Origin of the sequence: Ameyamaea chiangmaiensis, from assembly GCF_013376175.1 — a bacterium.
Classification (GTDB): Bacteria; Pseudomonadota; Alphaproteobacteria; order Acetobacterales; family Acetobacteraceae; genus Ameyamaea; species Ameyamaea chiangmaiensis.
Genome location: NZ_JABXXR010000306.1, coordinates 1 through 1,351, shown reverse-complemented (window position 1 = coordinate 1,351; position 1,351 = coordinate 1). Strand labels below are relative to the sequence as shown.

Genomic DNA, 1,351 nt, shown 5'->3' with positions numbered 1-1,351 from the left:
CCGCCCGCGATGGCGACGACCAGCCCGGCGAGACCCACCACCGACACCCGCCGATCGTCCAGAGAAAACGCGACAAGCGCCTGTCCCGCGCACCAGGCAAGCAGGGCGGCCGGAAGCCAGAGAAACGCTCCGCCCGACAAGGGCGTCGGCGTGCGCGGCTGTCGCCGCGCACGATCGATGATCGCGCCCCATGCTCCGAGCGCGAACAGCGTTATCGCGACGAGCCTGGCCAAGCCGCCAAAGCCCACGAGCGCACCCAGCAGCAACGCCGCCGAGCCGCCCAGAACTCCGCCGGCAGCCAGCGCGTGCATGCGTGCATTCCGCGGGCGTCTGGCAACGACGTGGTGAACGTCAACCAGATAACGGCGCGGCACCCGTGCCAGCCCCGCCAGCCACGACTGGCCGGTGGTCCGTCCCTTCCGCCATCGCGCCAGCAACACAATCCAGACGACGGCAACAGTGGCCGCCGCACACCCCATGTCCGCAAGAACCAGCCAACGCATGGTGTCACAGATCCTTGCACAGCCGGAGCGCGTCATAGAGCGCGGCATGCACATTGCGCGCCGCCACGGCATCGCCGATGCGAAACAACGCGTATGCGCCGGCCCCTATCTGCCCCATCACGGGCTGGGGGCAACCGGCCACCAAGGCGTGCGTGTCGGTCTGGCCCGCGTTGAGCGATGCCGTTTTCAGCGCGTCATAAAGCGTCGTGTCAGGCGCGCCGCCGCGATCGACCACGATGTGATCGACCACCCGCTCTTCCTCCGCGCCGGTCATGGTGTTGCGCAGCACAGCGACCAGGCGATTGCCTTCGCGCCACGTTTCGGTCAGTTCCATGTTGGGCGTCGTCACCACGCCCAGCCGATAGAATTCGCGCAGATGTACCGGCTGGTTGGTCGTACCGACCTCCTGCGCGACAAGCCGGTCATGCGTCACCAGTTCGACCAGACAGCCGCGCGTGGCCAGAAGTTCGGCGACCGAGGCCGCATTATGCTGCCCCATCTCGTCGAACAGCAGAACGCTACCTGCAGGCGTAACACGACCCGCCAGCACGTCGCGCGTCGTATGGTGCAGGTCGCTGCCCGGATCATCGCCCAGGATCGCCTGACCTCCCGTCGCCATGATCACCACATCCGGCGAGGCAAGCGCGATGTCCGCCGCCGTCGCGGCATGCCCCAGCCGCAGGTCGACATTCAGTTTTCGCACCTGCCCGTCCAGCCAGCGCACGATGCCCGACAGGGCCTCGCGCCACGTCGCGCGCGCGGCCAGATTGACCTGGCCGCCGGTGCGGTCCTCGCGCTCGAACACGGTCACGTGGTGACCGCGGAGCGCGCAGACCCGCGCCGCCTCC

Annotated in this window: 1 protein-coding gene and 1 pseudogene; both read right to left on the bottom strand. The window is 68.4% G+C overall.

Annotation, left to right across the window (positions count from 1 at the left end; all coding sequences use genetic code 11):
• A partial coding sequence (locus HUK82_RS16630; RefSeq protein ID WP_176614969.1) for a DUF3483 domain-containing protein occupies positions 1–503 on the bottom strand: 503 nt, incomplete at its 3' end.
• 4 nt (positions 504–507) lie between these two features.
• Positions 508–1,351, bottom strand: a pseudogene (locus HUK82_RS16625) (FAD/NAD(P)-binding oxidoreductase); the annotation flags it as partial.